Here is a 26,031-nt window from a genome sequence, read left to right as displayed (position 1 = left end):
ATGAATATAAAAATGAAAATGAAAAAATTCAAAAAATTATCATTTTCTGATAAATCTATTACAATAAGTGGTTATGTAGGCGTAATACTTTTTGTATTAGCTATTATTATACCACTTATATATATAGTTGTTGCTTCTTTTATGGATCCCAATACATTAAACAATCAAGGAATAACATTTGATTTTAGTAAATGGTCAATAGAAGGATATACAAGAGTATTTAAAGACGATATGCTTTTAAGAGGATTTTTAAATTCCGTATTCTATTCTACTGCTTATGCGGTAATTTCAGTTGGAGCCACACTTTTAGCTGCATACCCATTATCTAGACCAGATTTTGTGGGGAAAAAAATTATTACTACTTTATATATTATTACTATGTTTTTTGGCGGAGGGTTGATGCCAACATATCTTTTGGTTGACAATCTAAAGCTTCTTAACACAGTGTGGGCGATTTTACTTCCAGGTGCAATTAATGTATGGAATATTATACTGGCAAGAACTTATTTTCAAAGCTTACCAAAAGAGTTAAGAGAAGCATCTGCTATAGATGGTGCAAGTGATATTACACATTTCTTTAAAATAATGATTCCAGTATGTAAACCAATTATTGCAGTATTACTTTTATATCAATTTGTAGCTCAATGGAATAGTTACTTTGATGCTATGATTTATTTAGATGATACTAAATTGCAACCTCTGCAATTAGTAATTAGATCAATCTTAATTCAAAATACACCAAGACCTGGTATGATTGCAGATGTTCAAAGTGCAGCAGCAATGGCTAAAATGGCACAATTGCTAAAATACTCCACTATTGTTGTTTCAAGTTTACCTTTACTAGTTATGTATCCATTTTTCCAAAAGTATTTTGATAAGGGAATAATGGCAGGATCAGTGAAGGGATAAAAAAATATATATAGAAAAAGGATGGGGAAATAATATGAGGAAAAATAAAATTAGAAAGTTGGTTAGTATTTCTTTAGCTATGTTAACAGTATTATCATTTACAGCATGTAGTAGCTCAAGCAAGAAAACAGATACAGCTACATTAAAGGATGTTTCATTTCCATTAAAAGAAACAGCTACTTTAAAAATGCTTACAAGTGCGCCATCAATTTCGACTCAAGACCCAAATGAAAGAATTATTTTTCAAAGATTAGAGAAAGAAACAAATGTGCATATCGATTGGACGTGCTATACAGATGATCAATTTCCTGATAAAAAGAATTTAGCATTATCAAAAAAAGATACACTTCCAGATGTAGTATTTAATGCTGGTATGAACAATAATGATTTACTTCGTTATTCAAAACAAGGAGTTATTATTCCAGTTGAAGATTTAATAACAAAATATATGCCAAATTTATCAAAAGTTCTAGAAGAAAAACCAGAGTATAAGAAAATGATTACTGCACCTGATGGTCATATTTATTCATTCCCATGGATAGAGGAATTAGGAAGTGGAAAGGAAGCTATTCAAGCTGTTGGAGATATTCCATGGATAAATAAAAAATGGCTTGATGAATTAGGTCTTCAAGTACCAAAAACAACTGATGAATTAGTTACAGTTTTAAAAGCATTTAAAGATAAACACCCTGAAGGGAAAACAGATGTAATTCCAATGTCATTTATTATTAATGCTGTTGGCGGAAATGAAGATCCAGGATTTATACTTGGGGCTTTTGGATTGGGAGACAATGGAGATCATTATATGGTGACTAATGATAAGAAAGTTGTATATTCAACTACTCAAGATGGATATAAAGAAGGTATCAAGTGGCTTCACAAGCTTCAAGAAGAAGGTCTTATAGATCCAGAAGCATTTACTCAAAAGTGGGATACTTTTGTAGCAAAAGGAAAAAATGATCGTTACGGTATGTTTTTCACTTGGGATAAAGCTAATATAGCTGCAAACAAAGATGATTATATTCCACTTCCAGCACTTGCAGGTCCTAATGGAACTGTTAATGCTACTAGATCAAATGGATATGGGTTTGATTTAGGAAGATGTGTTGTAACATCGGCAAATAAAAATTTAGAATTAACAGCAAAATGGATAGATAAGTTATATGATCCTCTTCAATCAATACAAGATAACTGGGGAACATATGGTGATGAGAAAAATCAAAATGTATTTGAGTTAACAGAAAATAAAACTTTAAAGCATTTACAATTAGGTACAGCATCACCATGGGAAGTTCGTGCAAATCAATTTGTTTCAGGACCATTAGCAGTTCTTGATAGTTATTATGGAAAGTATACAACATCTCCAGATGATGCCCAAGAAAGATTAGATATACTTCATAAAACTTATGTTAAAGATATGAAAGCTGATTACAATTATCCACCTGTATTTATGTCTCAAGAAGATATAGAAAAACTTACTCAATATGAAACAGCAGTAAAGGCATATACAGAACGTAAGAAAGCTGAATGGATTTTAAATGGTGGAATAGATGAAGAATGGGACTCTTATTTAAAAGAAATGGATGATCAAGGTTTATCAAAAATATTAGAAATTAAACAAAAATATTTAGATGCATACTTTGCAAAATAAAAAACTTATATAAGCGGCTTGTATGGTCGCTTATATAATATTTAAGATAATTGAAAGGAAATGATTATGAATAATGTAGTGAGAAATAGTAGTGAAATTTTAAATAAAGCAAGAGTTTTTGAAGAAGAATCTATAAAGAGTATACCAAAAGAGCAGAGGCCATTGTTTCATTTATCATCACCAGTCGGCTGGATTAACGATCCAAATGGATTTTCTAAATTTGCAAAGGAGTATCATCTTTTTTATCAATATTATCCATACGATACTAAATGGGGACCAATGCATTGGGGGCATAGTAAGACAAAGGACTTTATAAAGTGGGAGCAGTTACCAACAGCTCTTGCGCCAGATCAGGAATATGATATGGGAGGATGTTTTTCTGGAAGTGCAGTAGAGTCAGATGGAAAGCAAATACTCATGTATACTGGAGTGTTGGACAAAGTTCAAAAAGATGGGGCTCATATAATTAGACAAACTCAATGTATTGCAATTGGAGATGGAGTAAATTATGAAAAGCTAACTTGTAATCCTGTGATAACAAGTTATTCTCTACCAGAAGGTAGTAATTTAGAAGACTTCAGAGATCCTAAGATATGGAAAGAAGATGATGGTTTTTATGCTGTAGTAGCTAGCAGGCATGCTGATGGAAGCGGACAAATTCTTTTATATAAATCAAGTGATTTGAAAGAATGGAGCTTTGTTTGTATTCTGGATAGAAGTAAAAATGAGATAGGTAGCATGTGGGAATGTCCAGACTTTTTTAATATTGATGGAAATAATATCATGATCATTTCACCAATGGAAGTAAAGGCGAATGGACTAAAATTCCATAATGGACATAATACGGTGTACTTAATTGGAAAATATGATAAGGAAAATCATACGTTTAATAGAGAAGATTATGGAACTATAGATTTTGGTTTGGATTTTTATGCTCCTCAAACTCTAGAAGCAGAAGATGGAAGAAGAATTATGATAGGATGGATGCAATCATGGGAAAATAATATTGTTCCAAGTGACTTTAAGTGGTGCGGAATGATGAGCATTCCTAGAGAACTAACAATAAAGGATGGAAAGCTAATCCAAAATCCAATTAGAGAAATTAGGAATTATTATAAGAATTCTGTTAAATACGAGAATGTATTAATTAAAGATAATGTGGAGTTAGAAGGTATATCAGGAAGAGAATTAGATATGACTCTGGAAATTGATGGTTCAAATTGCGAAGAGTTTATAATTAAAATTGCTAAAAATAATGACTATGAAACATTAGTTACTTTTGATCCAAGAAAAGATATCATTTCATTTGATAGAAGTTATTCAGGGAAACTTTGTGATTCCTTACATAAGAGAGAAATGAATATAAGAAATCAAAATGGAAAGATTAAACTAAGATTAATTATAGATAAATACTCTGTTGAAATATTTGCAAATGATGGCGAACAAGTAATGACATCTACTTTTTATACTAACTTAGATGCAACAGATATTTCGTTTTGTGCTAAGGGTGAAGCAAAAGTAAGTATTGAAAAGCATAGTATTGTTTTAAATTAAGGATTATATTTAGATGTGTTTAAAAAAGCGACTAAATTAGGTTTTATAATTTAGCCACTTTTAAGTACATAGATAAGTGGAAAATTTCAAATAAATGTTAGTTTTTAAAGTGAATTTCTATAGTTTAATGAATATAAACTAAGATATATGGAGGAGTAAGATGAGTAAAAATATTTTTTGTATAGGAGAGCTTTTAATTGACATGGTTTGTGTTGATAATAAAGGATTAAAAGATGGAGAAAAGTTCGAGAAAAAAGCAGGTGGGGCGCCAGCAAATGTTGCAGCATGCATTTCTAAATTAGATGGAAATGCTTATTTTTTAGGACAAGTTGGTGATGACTACTTTGGAAAACATTTAATAGAATTGTTAAAAGATTTAAATATAAATACAGAAATGGCAGTAGAAAAAAGTAGTACAACAATAGCGCTAGTTGGTATAGATAAAAATGGTGAGCGTAATTTTGATTTTCTAAGAGGCAGTGATGGAGAATATTCATTTAATAATATTAATTTATCAAAAATAGATAACTCAGATATCATTCATTTTGGTTCCGCTACAGGATTTTTAGAAGGTGAATTAAAGAAAACATATTTTAAATTATTGGAATATGCAAAATCAAATAATATATATGTATCTTTTGACCCTAATTATCGTGATGCATTAATAACGCCAGATAAATTAGAAATGTTTGTTGAAGATAGTATTAAGTTCATAAGAGAAAGCGATTTTACTAAATTGAGTGATGAAGAACTTTTTCTATTAACTAAGGAAAAAGATATAACAACAGGAGTTAATAAACTACATGAATTAGGCGTTAAGGTTGTAACTATTACGCTAGGATCTAAAGGGACGTATCTAAGTGTTGGTGGACAGAATGGAATAATTCCATCCATTAAAATTAAGCAAGTAGATTCAACTGGTGCTGGAGATGCATTTGTTGGAGCTGTATTAAAACAAGTATCTGATATTGAGAATAAACAAAATATAAGCTTTGAAGAATGGAAAGACATAATTACATTTGCTAATAAAGTAGGTGCTATTACATGTACAAATTATGGAGCAATTGCATCAATGCCTATTTTAAGTGAAGTAAGAAATTTATTTTAATATATATTGCAATAATAAATTTATATTTAAACTTCTAATGAGCAAAGTACTCAGCTAGGTCAAAAATTTAGAGGCTCAATTATAACATATATATTAGTGTGAAAAAATATAACAAATAATATTAGAGTGTAATTGTACTAAAAAATAATAGAAAAAGTGTGTTAATGAAAGTCTGTATTGTGTAAATTAAAAAGAAGAGTGTAAAGAGTAAATATTTTTATTAAGTGAAGCTGGTTTAAGCTTAAATTTATTATAATATGCTTTATTTACACTCTTGTTTGGTACAATAATTGCTTTGAATAAGAAATTAGGTAAGTATTTAGTTGGAAATTTAAATAGAAGTGTTATTTATAGATTTGGATATATAATGGTAAGTACTAAAAATTAAAACTAGGGATTAGAGGAAAGTGATAATGCTATGAAGCAAATTGATAAGATTTATAAGTATATATTATCAAATTCTAGGGAATTTACTAAAGAAAAATTATTTAAAATTAAGGGATTTAGTGCGCAGCAAGTTGCTGAACACTTGGGGATATTAAGGAGTAATGCTTCCAGAGAACTTAATATTCTTTGTAGAGAAAAGAAAATAATTAAAATTAAAAATAGACCTGTTCTATATTTTGATAGAGAGCAGTTTATTAGAATATTAAATGTAAACTTAAATGATAAATGTGAAGAAGGTATAGAAATTAATGATTTTATCAATTTGTTAGAGGAAAAAGAAGATAAATCACCTTTCGACTCGCTAATAGGATTTAATACAAGTTTGAAAAATCAAATAGAACAAGCAAAAGCTGCTTTATTATACCCACCAAATGGGTTGCATACCCTAATAATTGGTAGTACTGGTGTTGGTAAAAGTTTATTTGCTAATATGATGTACAAATACTATAAAAATATAAAACAGTCACAAAAAGATCCGCCATTTATAATATTTAATTGTGCTGATTATTCTAATAATCCGCAACTTCTTCTATCACATATATTTGGACATGTCAAAGGTGCGTTTACAGGAGCTGAAAAAGAAAAGGAAGGGATTGTTGAAAAAGCTGATGGAGGTATATTGTTTCTAGATGAGATACATAGATTACCACCAGAAGGGCAGGAAATGGTATTTTACTTTATGGATACGGGAACCTATAACAAATTAGGCGAAACAGATAGACAGCATAAAGCGAATGTGCTATTGATTGGAGCTACAACAGAGGATCCAAGTTCTACGCTACTTAAGACTTTTATTAGAAGGATTCCTATAACAATAACTATTCCACCTTTTGATGAAAGACCTGTTAATGAAAAAATAGAGCTTGTACAATATTTGATTTCCAAAGAAGCACAGAGAGTGAACAAAACTATTAAGATTTCGTCGGAAGCAATTAAAGCTCTCATAGGCAGTACCAATTATGGAAATGTAGGACAGCTAAAATCTAATATACAATTGGTTTGTGCAAAGGGCTTTTTTAATTGTATTAACACAAATAAGGACATTGAAATAAATTTAAGTACGCTACCTCCAAATATAAAAAGCGGAATATTAGCTTTTGGAAATCAAACTAAAGATAAAACAACTATGTGGAATATCATCCCTAACAATATCACTATTCAGCCAGATGGCAATAGAAAATTCTTAGAAACAGAGGATTATGAAACACCATTTAATATTTATAGAATAATAGAGAGTAAAACTTCTGTGCTTCAAGAAGAGGGCATGAATGATGAAGAAATAAAGAGATTTATTACTACAGACATTAGCATTCATTTAAAACAATTTTATGATAGATTTAATAATGATATAAGTCGTAGAGAAGGCCTATTAAAGATTGTTGATAAAAATATTGTGGAATTTTCAGAAAAGATAAAAATACTAGCTGAAAATAGATTAAATAGAAAATTGAATGAAAGATTTATTTATGCAACAAGTCTTCACTTTAGCGCACTATTTAATAGGATTAAGAAGAATACTGTTTCTTATGAGTCCAATATTGATTTATCGATATCAATTGAAAGTAAAGAATATGAGGTTGCTAAAGAAATCCATGCACTTATTGAGAAGAACTTTAACCTAAGTATACCTAATGTTGAGATCGAATATTTAGCATTATTATTAAATTCAATACAAGAATCATCTCGTCAAGAAAGAGTTGGAATTGTAGTAGCATCACATGGATCAGGAATTGCAAGTAGCATGGTTAATGTAGCTAAAAAGCTATTTGAAGCTGATAATATTCTTGCTGTTGATATGCCTCTTGAAAGAGCACCATCAGATGTTTTAGATAATGTTATAGAAAAAGTTAAGGAAGTTGATGAGGGAAAAGGCGTATTGCTTTTAGTAGATATGGGATCTTTGAATAGTTTTGCAGATGTTATTACAGAAAAGACAGGAATAAACATAAAAAGTATTGATATGGTTTCAACGCCACTAGTTCTAGAAGCTGTTAGAAAGTGTTCCGTTTGTGACGCTGATTTAAATTCAGTATATTCGTATTTACTTACTGATTTTAGGGGATACACTAATAATATTAACACTCAAGCAATTCAAGAAACTAAGGAAAAAAATAAGGTTATGATTACTGTATGTTCTACTGGAAAAGGGGCAGCTATAAAGCTTAAGGAGTTGGTAGAAACTGTTACAAATAATATAGGTGTTAAGAATGTTAATATTATTTCACTTGGGCTTACGAACTTAACTAAGTCAATTAAGAATATTCAGGAAGAAAATAATATTCTGGCTATTATAGGTATTGCAAATCCTAATCTTGGAATTCCATTTATATCTATAGAACAATTAATCGATGGAACAGGGGAGAATATATTAATAAGTATTATCCAAGGTAAAAAGATAGAAGCTATAAAAAATACAGGAGATAAGCAAATAATATTTGAAAATATTTGTAAAGAAACCATTGCCGAGTTTATAACATTTCTTAATCCACAAAAGATCTATTCCCTATTAAATGAATTCTTGAATTGTACTGAAAGGTTATTGAGTGAAAAATTTGAAAATCCAGTTAAATTACGAATCATGTTTCATGTTGCATGCGCATTGGAGAGAATGTTGCTGAATAATGGACTAGTATATGATGAATGTGATACAAGTTTTGACAAAAAAATTATAGAAGCATTAAAACAAGCTAGTTTGATTTTCAAAAATGCATTATCAATAAATCTAACAGATGATGAAATATATTATATTGCTGATATAATTGGATGAAACTTGGTTTAGTATAGGACTTTAACTAAAAGATTAAATTTTAATTAGTATATATGTTGTGATAATGATTTTAAGATCAAAACTCTATTAAGCTGAGTGCATGATTAAAACCAGGATTTGGAAACTTAATCGCAATATATAAAAAAATTATGACTTGAAAATATGAAATTTAAAAGTTAACTGCCATTAATACATGGATCTAAAAGGATCGTGTGTTAGTGGCATTTAATTTTTATATACATGTGTGTTAATTCTACAAAATTATTTAATAAACTGTGTTAAATGTGATTTGAAGTATGTAAATCTTAAACTCATAGTGTAATTAAAAATATTTAAATATCAAAAAAAGGTAGTTATAGCCTTAGTTTTGGATGATTTTTTTATTTACATCCTTAGTTGGCATAGGAATTGCTACATATATAAATATAAAAATAATATATGTAGCAAGAAAGGATGATAAAGTAATGATCTCAGTAATTATAGGTACCCATAGTATATTTTCAGAGGAGATTCTTAAATCAGCAGAAATGATTTTTGGAGATCAGGAAAATGTAGGTGCCGTTACATTTAAACCAGGTGAAGGGATTGAGTCACTTGTAGAAAAATATAACACTCTTATAAAAGAGTTAGATTCAACAGACGGAGTACTATTTATGGTAGATCTGTTTGGAGGAAGCCCGTTTAATGCGGCAAGCATAATCGCAATGCAACATGAGAATATGGAAATTGTAGCAGGTGTTAATCTGCCAATGATTTTAGAGGTTCTAGGAAGCAGAGATTTTTCAAGCATAACCGAATTGTTAAGAGTAGCAGAAAACTCTGGAAAAGAGTCTATAAAAGTTTTAACTAAAAATATCAATATAGATGAAGAAATTATATAAGTATTCCAGATAACTGCATTTTTAGTTCCATAATTATAATAGGTAAAGTTAATTGAGAATGCTAATACATAAGTTCTTTGGAAAATAATATTGAAAATTTATGCAACAAGTTATATCAATATAAGCGCAATTTAAGTAAATATAAAAATTAAAAGATAGGAGATAAAAAAATGGAAATTAGCTTTGTAAGAATAGATGACAGATTAATACATGGACAAGTAGCAACAGTTTGGACTAAGGAGAGTGGGTGTAACAGAATATTTGCCTGCAGTGATGAAGTTGCAGCAGATGATTTAAGAAAACAATTAGTAATTCAAGTAGCGCCTCCAGGAATTAAAGCATATGTGCTTCCAATAGCTAAAGCAATTGAAGCATATAATAATCCTAAATTTGACAGTTTTAAAACTTTATTCTTATTTACAAACCCTACAGATGTATTAAGAATGGTTGAAGGCGGAGTACCTATTAAATCTGTAAACGTTGGAGGAATGTGCTATAAGGCTGGAGATAAACAGGTTACAAATGCATTATGTATGAATGATATTGATATTGAGGCGTTTAAAAAGCTTAATGAAAAAGGTATCGAATTAGAGGTAAGGAAACTAGCAAAAGATACTAAGATAAACTTAATGGACAGATTAAAGGAATTACAATTTATATAAGCATATAAAAACTTTTTTATATAAATCAAAAAAAGAAAGAGAGGAATTATAAATGAGCACTTTACAATTAATTTTATTAGTAATAGTTGCAGCAATTACTGGTATGGCAAGTGTACTTGATGAGGCACAGTTCCACAGACCAATAATTGCATGTACACTAGTAGGCCTTGTACTAGGGGATATTAAAACAGGAATTATACTAGGTGGAACACTTGAAATGTTAGCATTAGGATGGATGAATGTCGGTGCAGCTATGGCACCAGATGCGGCGCTTGCAAGTGTAATTTCAGCAATACTTGTTATAATCGGTAAACAATCAATTGGAGCAGGTATAGCAGTAGCAGTACCAATTGCAGCTGCAGGACAAGTTCTTACTATATTTGTGAGAACAATAACTGTATTTTTCCAACACTTAGCTGATAAATATGCTGAAAAGGGTAACACAAGAGGAATAGAAATGTGTCATATACTAGGGCTATCACTTCAAGCAATACGTGTAGCGATACCAGCAGCCATAGTAGGAGTACTTGCAGGAACAGATGCAGTAAATGCAGCACTTGCAGCTATACCACAAGTTATTACAAGAGGACTTCAAGTGTCAGGTGGATTTATAGTAGTTGTTGGTTATGCAATGGTAATGAATATGATGAATAGTAAATCATTACTACCATTCTTCTTCATTGGATTTCTACTAGCAGCATTTACGAACTTCAATTTAATTGGTTTTGGTGCTGTAGGTGTTATTGCAGCAATATTCCATATAAAATCAATAGCTAATGAAGGTAAAGTAGCAGTAGCTGGAACTAGAAGTATTGATGATATTGATGATTCAGAGTTAATGTAAGTACAGAAAGGAGATAAAATAATGAGTGAAAAGAAATTAAATAAAAGTGATATAGTAAAAATGTTTATCCGTTCAAATTTCTTATTGGGATCATTTAATTTTGAAAGAATGCAAGCAATAGGTTTTTGTGTTACATTAATTCCAGCTTTGAAGAAATTATATAAAGGTGACGAATTAAGTGCAGCACTTAAAAGACATTTAGAATTCTTTAATACACAACCATTTATGGCAACGCCAATTATGGGAATAACAGCTGCCATGGAAGAACAAAAGGCAAATGGGGCAGATATAGATGAGGCATCAATAAGTGGTGTTAAGATTGGTCTTATGGGACCACTTGCCGGAGTTGGAGACCCAATATTCTGGGGAACACTAAGACCTGTGCTTGCAGCATTAGGGGCAGGACTTGCACTTACAGGAAGTATAATTGGACCGCTAATTTTCTTCATAGGATTCAATGCAATAAGACTTGCAACAAACTGGTATGGAATGTTCTATGGATATGAAAAAGGAACTCAATTAGTTGCTGATATGGGAGGAAATAAACTTAGATATCTTACAGAAGGTGCTTCAGTACTTGGATTACTTGTTATAGGTGGTCTTGTTTCAAAATGGACAACTGTTAATATACCTTTTGTTCTCTCTAAATATACACAAGCTGATGGAAAAGAAGTAGTTACAACTATTCAAAGTGTACTAGACAGCTTAATGCCAGGATTAGTTCCACTTTTACTAACATTTTTATGTATGTATCTATTAAAGAAGAACGTGAATCCATTATTAATAATCTTTGGATTGTTCGCAGTAGGGATTTTAGGAGTTGCGTCTGGGATATTACAATAAACATTAATTCATAGTCTTATTTTAAGTAAACCATTTTAAATTGAAATTTATTATAGCAGTATAGATTACCTAATTAATATTATAGATTAAAGGTCTAACATTAATTAAATTAGTAGGGTAGTCTATACTTGTATTAAAAACAATATTCTCATGATTATATAGTGAATTTAATCGTAAAGTAAACGTTACCTAAGACAGAGGAGTTCATGTAGTACAGTAAATTCTTATGAAAGTACAAATTTAAAATTACTAAAATAATTATATTTATAGAATCAAAGGATAAACATTTCTAAAAATAATGATAAAAGGGGTAAAAAAATGAAAAAATTAAAGTTAAAGTTAATAGCGATAACAGTTGCAACCATGACAACAGCAACATTTACTTCAGTAAGTGCATCAGCAGCTTGGATACAAAATGAAGGGAATTGGAACTATTTAAGTGATTCGGGAGAAATGAAGACAGGTTGGGTTAACGATAATGGTGCGTGGTACTATCTAGATAATTCAGGAACAATGAAAACAGGCTGGGTAAATGATAGTGGTACATGGTACTATATGCAGCCATCAGGAGAAATGAAGACAGGTTGGGTTAACGATAATGGTGCATGGTACTATTTAGATAATTCAGGAACAATGAAAACAGGCTGGGTAAATGATAGTGGTACATGGTATTATATGCAGCCATCAGGAGCAATGAAGACAGGCTGGATTAGTGATAATGATACGTGGTATTTTGCAGATACATCAGGAACAATGCAAACTGGAGTAGTAAAAATAGATGGAAAAACTTATTATTTAGATGAAACTACAGGAGCTATGAGGGTAGGAGACATAACAATAAATGGAACAACTCATACATTTGCACAGAGTGGAGAAGCAATAGGTTCAGATTTAGTACCAACTAAGACATTTAATTCAAATGGAGTTAAAGTAGCTGAAACAAGTACTCAAGGTAATAGCGATAAAACATCAGATAATAATAAATCAAATACAACAACAGCTAGCGAACAAAGCAACTCAACAAGTACTACAAGTAGTGGCAAATCTCACCATAGCAGTAGTAGCAGCGGTAGCAGTACTCAAGTTAATAAAGAAGCGCTAATAAATGCAATAACAATTGCAAAAACAAAATATGAAGCGGCAGTAGAAGGAACTGATGTAGGTCAATATTCAGTGGGATCAAAGGCTATATTTAAAGCAGCGATTGATGCAGCACAAGCAGTTTCAGATAATTCAGGTTCCACGCAAAAAGATATAGATTCAGCATTAATGGCACTTGCATCGGCTACGACTATATTTAATAATAGTATTAATAAAGATGTTGATTCGAGTACTTCAACTAACTATTTAGAAAATTATCGTGAACAGTATCACTATTCTCCGGCTAAGGCTTGGGCAAATGACCCAAATGGAATGGTTTACTTTAATGGAGAATATCATTTATTTTATCAGTATAATCCAGATGCCTCAGTATGGGGACCAATGCATTGGGGACATGCTGTTAGTAAAGATTTGATTCATTGGACAGAGTTACCTATTGCTTTAGCACCAGACGATGGTGGAACAATTTACTCAGGATCAGCAGTTATAGATAAGGATAATACTACTGGTTTCTTTGATGGAATTGAAGGCGGAGGATTAGTCGCGATTTATACTCAAGATTATATGGATAACGGTGCAGAAAGACAAAAACAAAGTATTGCTTATAGTAAGGATAATGGAAGAACGTGGATTAAGTATGAAGGTAATCCTGTAATAGCATCAGACGCTGATCCATTAAATAATTCTGCATTTAGAGATCCTAAAGTATTCTATAATGAAGAAGATAGAAAATGGTTTATGGTAGTAGCAGGAGGTCCATTAAGATTTTTCTCATCAGATAATTTAAAAGATTGGCATCCAGAAGGAATGCAAGATGAAATTCAAACAGAGTGTCCAGATATATATAAATTAGAAGTTGGAGATACTGGAACATATAAATGGGTATTAAGTGAAGGGGGCAGATATTATCGAGTTGGAGATTTCAAAGAAGTAGATGGCGTATGGAAATTCGTTACTGATAATGATGAACATTTACCTATGAATTTTGCTAAAGACTCATATGCTGCTCAAACTTATTATGGTATGAATGAAAACGGTACACCAGATGGACGAAGAATTATGATTAATTGGATGAATAACTGGGATTACTGTAATAATGTCGCTCCTATAACAAAGACTTTTAATGGATCTTTTGATTTACAAACTGAATTAAAATTGGTTAACACAGATGAAGGAATTCGTTTAATACAACAACCAATAGACGAATATAAAACTTTACGTAAATCACCTACAACTTTTGATAATGTCACAATTTCTCCAGATCAGCCTAATGTTATGAGTAATTTATCAGGTAGCCAATATGAAATTGTAGCAGAGTTTGCACCAGATGAAAATACAACAGAAGTAGGATTCAAACTAAGAGTCGGAAAATCTGCAGATCAAGAAACTATAGTTAAATATAACACTGCAACAGGAGAATTAGTTCTCGATCGTTCTAAATCAGGAAAATCACCAAGTGCAGATAAATTCTTACAAGCTTATAGTCAAAAAATGAGCAAAACATCTGATGGTAAGATTCAATTACACATTTTTGTGGATGCTGCCTCAGTAGAGGTGTATGGAAACAATGGTGAAGTAACTGGTTCAGCACAAATTTTTCCTAATCGTTCTAGTGACGGGATTGAAGTATATTCAGTTGGTGGAAACTCAACAGCTACAATTCAATATTACCCATTAAGTAGTATTTGGAATAATGAGGTTGTTGGTAAAGATTCTGCATTAGTGTCATTGAGTGAAGGTGATCTAGGCAAAAAAGTAGGTGATGAATTTACTATTTATACAGCTACAGTTCCAGAAACAGCAGAGCAAGGTGTTACTTGGGAATTTAATCATGATGTCTTAGAAATTGTAAGTCAAGATGATGAAAAAACAACATTTAGAACAAAAAGTGTAGGAAGCACAACTTTAACTGCTGTGTCTAAGGATCAAAAGTCAAGGAAAACAATTAATATAAACGTATATGATAGTAACCCAAGTAGTATAATTGCAAGTTTAACTAATTTTGCTACTGCTGGAGACTGGTATGTAAAGGAGGATAGCTATATAGGAAATAGTTCGGGCGATGGATTTGCGGTAGCAGAGCAAACTTATAATAGTGAAGTAGCATCTACATTAGAAGTTAATGCAGATGTATCAGATGGAAATACTGCAGGTCTTGTGCTATTATCTCAAACTGCAAATCCCAAAGAAGGATCTATTATAGCAAATGTAAATAAAAATGGTGAATATAGAGTGTTTGTATTCACAGGGATTGATGGTAATGGAAATGCCGTTGTTAGTGATTTAAATAGTGGTATAGTTCCAAAAACTGAAGATAATATATATAAATTAAGAGCAGAAATAAATGGTACTCATATTAAGTATTGGATTAATGATGAGTTGGTTTGTGATACCAATCAAAATTATTTTAATACGGGAAGATTTGGATTAAATGTTTATGGAGGAGGGACATCATTTAAAAATGTAACCCTTAATAATGCCACTCCAAGCACTGAAACAAGTGTTTCAGGTTCAGGTTTAACTTTTGATAATACACCAGAAGACTTACATGTTTCTGATGATAGTTATGTAGTAGATGGTGGCAAAAACAACAACGGTTTTGCAATTTCAGACCAGAATATAGATACAAGTCAAGGAACTTATATTTTAGATATAGATTCTAAAATTTTAGGTGATTGGCATAATCAAAATCCAGCAAATGGGGATGTAGCAGGAGTTGTATTACTTGCTCAAGGTGATAATTATTTTGGAGATGGAGGAATTATAGCTAATGTTGGAAAATGGGGTCATTATAGATTATTTGGACAAGTTCCAGATGGAACTGGCGGCATGAAAGAGGTTACATTTGCAGAGGGTGATGTTCCAGAAGCACAATATAATAGATACCATTTAAAAGTTGAGATAAATGGAGATCATATTATTTATTGGATAAATAGTAAAAAGGTATGTGATATAACTCAGGATTATTATACAACCGGGAAATTTGGATTGAATGTATGGAATGGAGCATCCGAGTTCAGGAATATAGTACTTAATAGCAATTCTATAGGAAGTGAAATAGCGAAAACTGAGACAACAACAGGAGCGGCAGTAACAGTAGATGAAACAGCAGGAATAGAGAAAACGGAAATCGCGATGACAGGAGATAAAACTACATCAGCTAAAACAGTAGCAACAGATGTAGCTGGAACTGATACTTCAGGAGATAAAACAACAGGAGCAGATGCAACTGAATCTGGCGTGACAGAAACAGCAGAAAAAGTAAATGAAAATATAAAAAATTAAAGTTTTAATTTTGTGGAAGTAGAGAAATTTAAGCCTAATTATATTTAAATCATTGTAAAGGAATAAGACAATACTATCTAAAACTGAAAGGTAGTATTGTCTTTATAATGTAGAATAGAAATATATATTATTGCTTCTATTAAGTTTGCGTTTATAACAAAAATACTAATAATTCTATTCCATAGTTAAAACAGCTCTAAAGTGAACCTTAGCAGTCATCATTTTTTCATATGCTGAATTTATTTGTTCTAGTGGAAAAGTTTCAACCATTGAGTGTACATTTGTTAGAATACTAAAATTTATAGTATTTTTTCTAGCATTAGCATCTGTGGCTAACCATCCTTGTATACTTCAAGTAGTTTGATGCTATTACTCTGTGATGGTTATTGAACCTGAACCTAATATTAAAAGTTTATCATCATATTTGAAAGGTCCAATGTTGTATTTAGCTGAGTTTGCAGGTAAACGACGTGATTCTATTATCTGCTCGTTATCATCTACTATAATCATAAAAATGGTTGCAGAAGAGCCGTTTTGAATATTGTATATAATATTTTCCATTAAGTCTAAGTCTTTCATTCTATAGATACCTTCAGACAAGGTTTTATTTAAAGGTTGTGCCATAACAGTTGGACTTTTTATATTAAATGACAAAAATAGAAAAATAGAAAATATAGCAATAAATCTTTTCATTAGATTATCCACCTTCCAAGTTCCTTATAATAAATAAAATATTAACTCATTTAATTCTTATTATGTGAAACTTAAAAAAAACTATTCGAATATTAGGATGTTAAGTAAATTATTGCACAATGTTAAAGTATTAGGGATTATAAAGAAAATACATATATAATGGGTGATCTCAAAAAGGAAGGTACAAATACGAAAGTTGATTTGGTCTAGCTATTATTCTTATAAAAAATCCGTGCATCAAATAGTGATGCACGGATAAATTACGTTATGTTTCAAGAAATTATGCCACGCTATAAATCTTTACATCTGGGTCAGCGCTCCAAAGTGGCTTTAAGCCGACGAATACATCATTTTGGAACATTGAGCTTGATAGGTAAGCTTGTGCATGTTCTACGCTATCGAAGCCATGAAGTACCTGAACATCCTCATCACGAATTAATAGATCCTTTGTCAAAGCACCTTCAATTGTTTCTAGAAATGGTCCACGATAATCATTATAAACCTTAGCAGCTTCAGGACGTTTAGCTTCCTCGATTTTCATTGTGATTTCTAAATAAGCATTTACTTTCATAAGTATTACCTCCAATTTTTTCATATGACTCATTTTGCTTTCCTGAGTCTGGTATAATTATATTTCAAGCACTCTAAGAGAAAAAGATATCCGTAAATTTATAAGTTACTAATAAATTTCATAGTTACTTGTTAATATATAGACAGCCTTCTATAATAGTTTTAAATTCACTTGAATATGAAAGAGGCGTAGCAATCTGGAATCGCTACGGACTTATAAGAAAGATAGGAGGATAAAATGCCGATATCAGTTTTTTGGACAATGTTAGGATATATGCTGGTTTGCTCTTTTACCCCAGGTCCTGGAAATATTCTAGCCCTAAATACTACAACTCAATTTGGATGGAAAAAAGGAAAACGACTCATTTTTGGAATCTGTGCAGGTTATGCATGTGTGCAGTTTATTTGTACCATGGCCATATATGGATTGAACGCTTATCTCACGCCAGTGCTTATTGTGCTGAAATATATTGGAAGTATATATATGGCTTGGTTAGCGGTAACCATTGTTTTGAGCAAACCACTAAAGGATAAAAAAGATGAAGGAGCGTCATTTAAAGAAGGTTTCTATCTTCAATTTGTAAATGTAAAAATTTATTTTTATATTATGACTCTGCTTATGGTCTATCTTGCTCCACATATTAGTACTTTGCCAGGTTTGCTTTTGGCAGGTGTAGGAGTAGTAAGCGTTGGAGGTGCAGCTTGTTTAACATGGGCATTTCTTGGAATTAAAATGCAGCATATTTACGAAAAATATTACAAACCTATCAATTTTATATTGAGCCTATTTCTGCTGTATTGTGCTTTTGATATTGTAAGGGGGTGAAGTTAATGTATCAACATAAAATGGAAGATGACATCAGGTGTCCACTTGAATATGGACTTGAAATTTTCGGTGGAAAGTGGAAGTCACGAATAATATGCGTTTTGGCTGGAAAAGGAACTTTGCGATACAGTGTACTTCGAAAAGAAATGAGTAATATAACAGATGCAGTTCTGGCATCAACACTAAAAGAACTGATTTCAAATGATATTGTGCTAAGAAAGTCATTTGATGAAATTCCGCCTCGCGTGGAGTATTGTCTTACTGAGAAGGGGAACTCTGTGGTTCCTATTTTGCAGAGTATTTGCAGATGGTCAGGGGCATATCATAAGGAAGATAATGAAAATACAATGACGCAATGTAAAAAATGTGACTATAAGTATGGAAAAGGAGGGATTTTTTAATGGCGATTACTTACATAGAGGAAAAGAAATTTACACAAGAGGAAGTGCAGCAATTATTCTTATCTGTTGGCTGGGTTTCAGGATAGTATCCAAGTCGATTATATAAAGCGCTGATGAATTCTTCTACAGTCTTAACAGCTTGGGATGGAGATAAATTAGTTGGTCTAGTGAGAGTTTTAGATGACAGCGAAATGGTTGCATATATTCACTATGTTTTAGTTAATCCTAATTATCAAGGACAGAAAATTGCTGGAACTATGATTGAAAGGATTAAGAAAAAGTACAAGGATTATTTATATATTGAGATTATGCCAGAGGAGAGAAAAAATGCAGCTTTTTATGAAAGATTTGGATTCAAAATTATGACAGATGGTGTGGCAATGCAACTTTGCAATTTTAACACGTTATAGAATAAAGCAGTAGTAGTAAAACTACTGCTTTATTTTATGCCATGTAATATAGCATTTTATATTTAATCAACTATTTAAAATTTGTACCACTCCATGACCACCGTCAACTATGACTTTATCTCCGGTTTTAAGCTTTGTAGTAGCATTGCCACATCCAACAACAGCTGGAATACCAAGCTCTCTGGCTACTATAGCAGCATGGGATAACGGTGCTCCAATGTCAGTAATTATTGCTGAAGCCTTAGGAAAAAGAGGTGTCCATCCAACATTAGTAGTTGACGCAACTAAGATTTCACCTTTTTTAAGATTTTCTCCTTCCTCAGGATTTGTTAAAATACGCACAACTCCTTCGATTTTTCCTGATGCTCCTGCAAAACCTTTAAGAGTTTCAGAATCTTGTGCAGTAATAGGCATAGATTCATCATAGTAATCAACTCTTCTATTAGAATTTTTTACCCATTTAAAGGGATCAAATCTTCCTCGAATAATTGATGGTAATGGTGGAAGTGATTTATATTTTTTATAATTTTTCTTTCTAACTGCAATATGATTTAATGCTAAGTCATTTCCTGAAAGCAAATCTAAAACTTCATTGATGTAAAGAAAAAATATATCATTTCCTATGCCTGTAAGTTCCCCAGCTTTTAGTGCAAAAGCACGATTAACTCTAAATGCTCTAGTCCATTCTGAACGAACAGACTCTCTAAGACGAGCTGCTTCAGCCACTTTTACAATTTTCTTTTCAAAATTATTAGCTTCTTTAGGAAAATTTTCTTTTAATCTTCTGAGAGCTTCTTCATATTGATCATGTTGTTTATTAAGAAGCTTTTCTACATCTGTGTTTGAATTCTTAAATTCGTCTATCTGCTTTTCAAGCCAAGTTTCATCTTCTCCAGGATGAGGTATGGATAATTCAAACTCATGTGGACCACGATGTCCGTATTTTATTCTGTATTCTTCACGATTCATTTCTCCAGTTATAATCTTTGATATACCAATAATAGGTCCAAGGCTCTCGAGTGATGAATCTCCTCTAAAATTAGACATAAGTGTATTTGTATCTTCAATTCCTGCTACTTTTATTAACTCATCCTTTAATTTATTAGCTATGATCATTTTTCTTCCACCAGCAAGTGCAATCCACAAAGCCTTAAAATTAAAAGGTAGAATTTCAGTTTTCCATAAATCAATTAATTCTTCTTTTGTCTTTACTTCTTTAATAGTTTCAGTCATCCTCCTACACAAATTTGGAGATTCATTCAAATGCTCTGGAATTTCCTTAGAAGCTTTAATAATATTTTTTAAACGATGTTTTAATTTTGGAGCCATCCCTTTTATCAAGCCTAGTTTTGAAAATGGATAAATAGGAATTTCTATTTCTTCAGGCATTTGACCAAAGACTTCACTCATTGTTTTTATTAGACTCTTAATATCTTTGCCGAAGGCAGGGTATAAAGACAATGCATAACTGATGTTTGTATATGCTCTTCCACAAATGTTGCCTGAAAATAAATAGTATCCAGGAATAGTCATTTGTTCTTCATCTAAAGCCCTTATTATAGACCAGCTTAGGGGAGTGAAAACATCAGACATTGCTTCTCCAACATTAGTATTGGTCCAGAGGAAATCCCCGTCCAAAGTATCGTTCCATTCATATGTATCAGGATTACCAGTTATCAAGGTTGTAATAGGTCTTGCTTGTAATATATATAATTTTCCATTTGATACTGCCCATTCAATATCTTGATGAGCACCATATTCTGTTTCAAGTTTAGATGCATATTTATATAACTCTGAGGCATATTTCTTAAATTCAGGTGGCCCCTCATATTTTCTTTTGGGCCTCATAATATTAAATGGATATGCATTTGCTTCTCCTGATACAAGCTGTTCTCCTAATCCAAATACAAAATTACCTGTCATGCTCTCGTGACTGCCTGTAATTGGATCAGCAGTAAATAATACTCCTGAAATTTCAGACTGTATCATAATTTGAATCACTACCGCTATCTGATGAGATTGATCCATTCCTTGAACTGAACTGTACGCTTTTACTCTTTCTGATTTTCTTGAGCTAAAAACTTCATATATTGCGATTTGAATTTCTTCATCTGTCTTAACATTTAAAACTGTTTCAAATTCTCCTGCAAAAGAAGCTTGAGCAGAGTCTTCACTTAAAGCAGATGATCTTACTGCAAATAAAACACTTTCATTATCTTTTCTAATTTCTTTTAAATAATGTTTGATTTTATTCCAAGCATCCTCATTAAGACTATTCTCCTTAAAAGCTGATGGTAAAATCACAAATCCGTCAGGAACAGGATATCCTGCTTGAAACATTTTTGATAACATACATCCTTTTCCACCTGCAAGTGATTGGAGTTCAGGGGTTAATTCTTTAAAGCTTTTGATCATATCCAACATTTTAATACCTCCTTTTTAAAACTCAATACTTATTTATAAAAACAACTTTTAAGCATTTCTGTATAGGCTTCTGCTTCAATAAAAGCCTTATCATAATTAATTTGTTCTGAAGATGATGACTTTGCCTCTTCCAGAACTTTTGCATTAAATCCTTGAAAGGACCATATAACAACGTTTATTGCCTTTTCTATATCTATGCCATCTCTAAATTTAGATAAATCTATACCATCAAAGACTCTTTTTGAAGCGTTTTCTAATTCGTCCTTATTTATCATATTTAAATCATTTTCTATATCACTTGATTTTTCAATATTTGCAACTTCAATAAATTTAAGCATTTTAGGATATTTATTCAATAATTCTGCTTTAATCAAATGGATTTGACGTAACCTAACGAAAAAATCTCTTTCGTTTAAATCAATCTTTTTGTAAAATTCAGTCAGGCTAACATCTATGCAATAATCATATAAAAATAAAAATAATTGCTTCTTATTTTTGAAGTAGTGAAATAATAACCCTTTAGATATACCAGCCTCTTTAACAATATCATTTGTAGAGGCATTCTCATAACCTTTCTCAGCAAATTCATTTATTGCTGCATTTAAAATACGATTTTGTTTTTCTGAATCTAAATTTAAAAATTTTGATACCATAGTATTACCTTCTTTCTGATCTATGTAAGATTAATAAAGAATTTTATATGAATATTTGTTCTATTAAGTCATGCTCATTACTTTAATGAAATATTATTATTGTAATTTAAGTAGTAAAAAAATTATTCTTTTTATTATTTAAGAGGATTATAACTCTATTGACCAATGCGGTCAATAAATTAATTTAATACTTAAAAGTAAAAAAATGTATTATTACTTGATCATATAATCAATATCAAGAGGTGTTTGAAAGAATGATTGATGCTGTGAGAGAAGTAAGTTTATAGTAAGTAGATTTCTTTCTATTATTAAAAGTTGCCTATTTCATTTTTTGCAACCTTAAACAAATAAAATAAAGAATAGGTTAAATCTATGAGAAAATGCTACTGAAATTTAAATTTATTGACAATCAGATATATTGTATATATTATTAAGTAGAGGTCTACCTAATCTAAAGTGAGGATGATAAATAATGAAGAATAGAAACTGGGAATACCCGTATGATTTATTTATAAAGAGTATTGCTCAAAAGATGAGATATACAAATGACGAAAAATTAAAGGAATATGATTTGACTTCACCTCAAGCTTTATTGTTGGAGCTTATTGAAAGAGAAATAAGGCACGGAAACGAGATAACTCGCAAGGGTTTAGAGAGTGTTATGAATTTAAAAGGCTCATCTATAACTAATCTTTTAAATGGATTAGATAGAAAAGGTTGTATCATACGTAGTGCTGGGATATCAGATGGGCGTACTTTTCAAATCCAAGTTACTGCAAAGGGAAAAAATGTATTAACAGAGATGGAAAAGGTTTTTGAAGAAACTGAAGAACAGTTATTAAAAGGTATGTCACAAGAGGAGAAAAAAGTTTTTTTGGATCTGCTTATTAGAGCTTATAAAAATCTATATGGAGAGTCTGATTAATAATAAAAAGCAAATTGCTGCTTTTTATTTAGATAAGTATGTAGAAGTCTACGTAATTTTTTAGTTCCTATGAAGCTTTGTTTTATTACTTATTAAATACGTTAACTAACTTTGGAAAAATTAATTGTTTATAAATTAAGTTATGCAAATACTTTAAAGAGTCCTAAGTTAACTCTCATTTAACAAAATAAGTAGAAGTCTACATATATCATCAAATATGATATCAGATATTTTAAATTAAGACATTATAAGCAGTAGGATTAAATTCATTAAGATAGGAGAAATAGTTATGTCAAATTATATAAAAAAATTAAAAGAATTAAATAAAGATTCATTGCTTGAAGCAGGAGGAAAAGGAGCTAACCTCGGAATATTAATAAATGCTGGACTTCCTGTACCACCTGGATTTGTGGTTACAACAAGTGCATATGATGCTCATCTTGAAAGATCTGGCCTTAAAGAGAGAATAACAAAAAGGCTTGAAAAGATTAAGGGGCAAGATATTAATGAAATATTAGAGGCAAGTAAAGATATATCATCATGGATTGAAGAAGCTCAAATGCCTATTGAGATTCAGAAGGAACTAAACATAGCTTTTGACAGTTTGTATAAAAAAATGGGAGTAGGTGAAAAGATGTCAGTTTCAGTACGATCAAGTGCAACGGCTGAAGATTTACCAACGGCTTCATTTGCAGGCCAGCATGAGACTTATCTTGGTATCTATGGAAAAGAAAATGTCATTAAACATGTAAAAAAATGCTGGGCAAGTCTTTGGTCATCGCAGGCAATAAATTATAGAATAAGTATGAATTTTGAGCATCTTAAGGTGGATCTTGCAGTTGTAGTTCAGGCAATGATAGATTCAGAGGCGGCTGGAGTGATGTTTACTGCAAATCCTGTAAATGGAAAGAGAGATGAAATATTAATAAGTGCAGGCTATGGACTTGGAGAAGCAGTTGTTAGTGGTTTGATAACTCCGGATTCATTTGTTCTAAGCAAAAAGGGAGATATAAAAGAAAAGAATCTTGGATCTAAGGAGATTAATATTAAATTAACTAAAAGAGGAATTGTTACAGAAAAAGTACCTGATTCCAAGAGAAAATCTTATTGTCTAGGATCAAATGAACTTAAGCAGCTTACAAAACTAGCAGAGCTTGTTGAAAAACATTATGGTAGTCCTCAAGATACAGAATGGGCTCTTTCTGAAGGCAAGATATATTTACTCCAAGCAAGACCAATTACAACAATGGAAGCCGAGAGTGAGGATTTTAATATACTTGGATCTGAGGATAAAATAATTTATCAAGGCAAAAAGGCAGATTTTGGTCTTCAAAGTGTAATGGAACATAGTGCATATCCACATACTCCTTTGGATTTTGCATGTTTTACTCATTTTTATCAGGGTATATATACTTCTTTCTCCGAAACAGGCTTTAAGATGCCCAAGGAGAAGAATATACCTATAGAAAGAGAAAGTGGATGCGTGGCCTTAAGTTATCAGGCACCATCAATATCTCCAGCTATAATTTGGAAGGGTCCTAAATCACTAATTAATAGTTTATTTAAAGATACAAATATTCTATGGCAGGATTTTTCAAGAGAAGCTAATGAGTGGATTAAGAGGATGGATACTGCGAAAAAGAATACAAATGATGCAGAGAAGCTTATAAAATTTATTAAACAGGGGATGAAAGAATACGAAAATTTTGTTTATAAAAGATTTTCTTTAATTGGTATGCCTGGTGGGATTACTGAGTATAAGTTCAATAAACTTATAAAAAAAGCTGTAGGAAAGGAAAAATTTGAAGAGGTTAAAGAAAATCTTCTTAGAGCTTTGCCTTTTAGGACTGCACTTCAGAACAAAGAAATGATAAAGATAGCACAAACAGCAGCCATAAACGGAAAGGGTAGCCAAGCTTTCGAGGATGCAATTGATAATTTCTTGAAAGAATATGGAGATAGGCCTTCTATAGGTGCGGGACGTATGATATCACCTTCTACATGGAGTGAAAAACCTGAAATGATAAATGAAATTATTGATGCATTATTATGTGATACATCTATATTAGATTCGGAAGAAAGTTTTAAGAAGCAGGAAGAAGCTTATAAAGTTGCAAAAGACTTAGTAAAGAAAGGGTTAAAATGTGATGATTATAAAAAGTTTACGAAAGTTCTAGAGAAAATAAGAAATATGGTAATAATAAGAGAGGAAAGTGTATTTTACTTAGAAAAAATAGCAGGTTGTTTGCATAGAATGGCTTTAAAGCTAGGAAGCCTTTTAGTTAAGAAAGATTATATTAATGATGCAGAAGATGTATTTTTCATTTTTCTTGAGGAACTTAATTCTGTGGCAGAAGGTAAGTTAAACATAGAAGAAAAATTAAATAAAAGAAAGAAAGCTTTTGATAAGGTTTATGAGGCTCATGAAAAAGGTGTGCATTGGTTGGTAGCAACAGGGTCAATTCCAGTATTTGAGCTAAAGGAAAAAATTAAACAAGATAAGAACGATGCTTCTAATTCAATTAAAGGAAGTGCTGCAAGTCGTGGAGTATATGAAGGACAAGTATGTATAGTAAGAAATCCTTCTGAATTTAAAAAATTAAAAAAAGGAGATATACTCGTATCGCCATATACATCTCCAATTTGGACACCTCTTTTTAAGGTTGCATCTGCAGCTGTTACTGAAATAGGAAGCCCAACTTCCCATGCAGCAATTGTAGCTAGAGAGTATGGTATACCTGCTGTTGTGGCTATTGATAATGCAACAAGTATATTAAAGGATGGACAAAGAATAAGAGTAGATGGAACAAATGGAGTAATAACATTATTATAAGTAAGTGTGAAAATACGAATCATAATACACGAAAGAATTAATTTTATGGAAAGAATTAAATGGATCATTGATGGTGAAGATAAGTTAAATCAGTTGGATAATGTTATATTATTAGTAATAGTCTAACAGCAAAATGCATTGACAGTAAAAATTCAGCGTGATACCATTATAATTGAATGATTTATAAAAAGGAGACTTAAAGAGATGATTTTAGTTGTTCTTAACTAAGCTATTAAAATTAAAT

General features: G+C 31.4%; 19 protein-coding genes. 15 read left to right on the top strand and 4 right to left on the bottom strand.

The window, feature by feature from the left end:
* From F3K33_RS19795 to F3K33_RS19750, 10 genes are all read left to right on the top strand, one after another.
* Positions 1-909, top strand: a complete 909-nt coding sequence (locus F3K33_RS19795) for a carbohydrate ABC transporter permease (RefSeq protein ID WP_023976806.1) — start codon at positions 1-3, stop codon at positions 907-909.
* 34 nt (positions 910-943) lie between these two features.
* Positions 944-2,560: a type 2 periplasmic-binding domain-containing protein gene (locus F3K33_RS19790; protein WP_023976805.1), complete on the top strand. Its 1,617-nt coding sequence runs from the start codon at positions 944-946 to the stop codon at positions 2,558-2,560.
* Between the two features lie 66 nt (positions 2,561-2,626).
* Complete coding sequence (locus F3K33_RS19785; protein ID WP_023976804.1) at positions 2,627-4,114, top strand: glycoside hydrolase family 32 protein; 1,488 nt, start codon at positions 2,627-2,629, stop codon at positions 4,112-4,114.
* Between the two features lie 160 nt (positions 4,115-4,274).
* On the top strand, positions 4,275-5,222 hold the full coding sequence (locus tag F3K33_RS19780; protein ID WP_023976803.1) for a carbohydrate kinase family protein: 948 nt from the start codon (positions 4,275-4,277) through the stop codon (positions 5,220-5,222).
* Positions 5,223-5,640: 418 nt separating this feature from the next.
* Positions 5,641-8,436, top strand: a complete 2,796-nt coding sequence (locus tag F3K33_RS19775; RefSeq protein ID WP_023976802.1) for a sigma-54-dependent transcriptional regulator — start codon at positions 5,641-5,643, stop codon at positions 8,434-8,436.
* Between the two features lie 464 nt (positions 8,437-8,900).
* Positions 8,901-9,317 carry a PTS sugar transporter subunit IIA gene (locus tag F3K33_RS19770; RefSeq protein ID WP_039769688.1) on the top strand — a complete coding sequence of 139 codons (417 nt, stop codon included), beginning with the start codon at positions 8,901-8,903 and terminating at the stop codon, positions 9,315-9,317.
* Positions 9,318-9,487: 170 nt separating this feature from the next.
* Entirely contained in the window at positions 9,488-9,979 is a 492-nt protein-coding gene (locus tag F3K33_RS19765; protein WP_012060035.1) for a mannose/fructose/sorbose PTS transporter subunit IIB, read from the top strand.
* A gap of 52 nt (positions 9,980-10,031) precedes the next feature.
* Positions 10,032-10,823 carry a PTS mannose/fructose/sorbose transporter subunit IIC gene (locus F3K33_RS19760; RefSeq protein WP_154862468.1) on the top strand — a complete coding sequence of 264 codons (792 nt, stop codon included), beginning with the start codon at positions 10,032-10,034 and terminating at the stop codon, positions 10,821-10,823.
* A 21-nt stretch (positions 10,824-10,844) separates the two neighbouring features.
* The gene (locus F3K33_RS19755; protein ID WP_012060033.1) at positions 10,845-11,666 is read left to right on the top strand and encodes a PTS system mannose/fructose/sorbose family transporter subunit IID; all 822 of its coding nucleotides are present in this window, start codon (positions 10,845-10,847) and stop codon (positions 11,664-11,666) included.
* 318 nt (positions 11,667-11,984) lie between these two features.
* A complete protein-coding gene (locus tag F3K33_RS19750; RefSeq protein WP_051144769.1) occupies positions 11,985-16,052 on the top strand; it encodes a GH32 C-terminal domain-containing protein in 4,068 nt (1,355 codons plus the stop codon).
* A 369-nt stretch (positions 16,053-16,421) separates the two neighbouring features.
* Here F3K33_RS19750 and F3K33_RS19740 read toward each other — a convergent pair whose 3' ends face one another.
* Entirely contained in the window at positions 16,422-16,745 is a 324-nt protein-coding gene (locus F3K33_RS19740) for a hypothetical protein (RefSeq protein ID WP_039768930.1), read from the bottom strand.
* Positions 16,746-17,025: 280 nt separating this feature from the next.
* Positions 17,026-17,316 carry a hypothetical protein gene (locus F3K33_RS19735; protein WP_023976951.1) on the bottom strand — a complete coding sequence of 97 codons (291 nt, stop codon included), beginning with the start codon at positions 17,314-17,316 and terminating at the stop codon, positions 17,026-17,028.
* A gap of 237 nt (positions 17,317-17,553) precedes the next feature.
* Here F3K33_RS19735 and F3K33_RS19730 point away from each other — a divergent pair, with 237 nt between their 5' ends.
* From F3K33_RS19730 to F3K33_RS19720, 3 genes are all read left to right on the top strand, one after another.
* Entirely contained in the window at positions 17,554-18,141 is a 588-nt protein-coding gene (locus F3K33_RS19730) for a LysE family transporter (RefSeq protein WP_023976950.1), read from the top strand.
* Between the two features lie 5 nt (positions 18,142-18,146).
* Positions 18,147-18,542 (top strand): winged helix-turn-helix transcriptional regulator, encoded by a 396-nt coding sequence (locus F3K33_RS19725; RefSeq protein ID WP_039768933.1) that lies wholly within the window; start codon positions 18,147-18,149, stop codon positions 18,540-18,542.
* Positions 18,543-18,655: 113 nt separating this feature from the next.
* The gene (locus F3K33_RS19720) at positions 18,656-18,952 is read left to right on the top strand and encodes a GNAT family N-acetyltransferase (RefSeq protein ID WP_023976947.1); all 297 of its coding nucleotides are present in this window, start codon (positions 18,656-18,658) and stop codon (positions 18,950-18,952) included.
* 66 nt (positions 18,953-19,018) lie between these two features.
* Here the strand turns inward: F3K33_RS19720 and F3K33_RS19715 are convergent, their stop codons facing one another.
* Together F3K33_RS19715 and F3K33_RS19710 are read right to left on the bottom strand one after the other, a co-directional pair.
* On the bottom strand, positions 19,019-21,376 hold the full coding sequence (locus F3K33_RS19715; protein WP_039768935.1) for a PEP/pyruvate-binding domain-containing protein: 2,358 nt from the start codon (positions 21,374-21,376) through the stop codon (positions 19,019-19,021).
* 29 nt (positions 21,377-21,405) lie between these two features.
* A complete protein-coding gene (locus F3K33_RS19710; RefSeq protein ID WP_039768937.1) occupies positions 21,406-22,029 on the bottom strand; it encodes a TetR/AcrR family transcriptional regulator in 624 nt (207 codons plus the stop codon).
* A gap of 472 nt (positions 22,030-22,501) precedes the next feature.
* On the opposite strand from F3K33_RS19710, the gene F3K33_RS19705 reads away from it, so the two are divergent.
* On the top strand, positions 22,502-22,954 hold the full coding sequence (locus F3K33_RS19705; protein ID WP_039768939.1) for a MarR family winged helix-turn-helix transcriptional regulator: 453 nt from the start codon (positions 22,502-22,504) through the stop codon (positions 22,952-22,954).
* 289 nt (positions 22,955-23,243) lie between these two features.
* A complete protein-coding gene (locus F3K33_RS19700; protein ID WP_039768941.1) occupies positions 23,244-25,787 on the top strand; it encodes a PEP/pyruvate-binding domain-containing protein in 2,544 nt (847 codons plus the stop codon).
* Positions 25,788-26,031 lie beyond the last annotated feature (244 nt).

The sequence above is a fragment of the Clostridium beijerinckii genome, from assembly GCF_008705175.1.
GTDB lineage: Bacteria > Bacillota > Clostridia > Clostridiales > Clostridiaceae > Clostridium > Clostridium beijerinckii.
Note: the sequence above shows the minus strand (reverse complement) of the source record. Positions and strands in the feature narration are given on the sequence as shown.